Raw genomic sequence first — 368 nt, 5'->3', positions numbered from 1 at the left:
GCGCAAGAAGTACGAACTCGGAGTCTGGCGCCGGAGCTGTACGTCAAACCTGTCCGGCAATTGAGGACATATCGGCAATCGGGCCGCCCCGCGCCCTCTCAGCCCAGGGCCAGCCCCACCAGCGTTCCCGTTGCCGCCACCTCCGCAACCGCCCCGAACACATCCCCCGTGACCCCGCCGAACCTCCGTACGCAGTGCCGCAGCAACACCTGCGCGCCGGCCAGCCCGCCCACCACGGCAAGTCCCTGGTGCAACGGCGCGTACCCGCCGAACACGGCCCCCGCCCCCGCGCACGCGGCCACCACCAGCGCGGCCGCACCTGCCGCCGCCCGCAGCGGAACCGTGCCCGCCACCGCCGCGCCCAGCCC

1 protein-coding gene is annotated in these 368 nt (G+C 73.9%); it reads right to left on the bottom strand.

The genetic code is table 11. The annotated features are described in order from the left end of the window. Positions 1-98: 98 nt before the first annotated feature. A partial coding sequence (locus tag AC1DYK_RS36280; RefSeq protein WP_478170671.1) for an adenosylcobinamide-GDP ribazoletransferase occupies positions 99-368 on the bottom strand: 270 nt, incomplete at its 5' end.

Source organism: Variovorax sp. P2_H12 (assembly GCF_056403395.1).
Note: the sequence above shows the minus strand (reverse complement) of the source record. Positions and strands in the feature narration are given on the sequence as shown.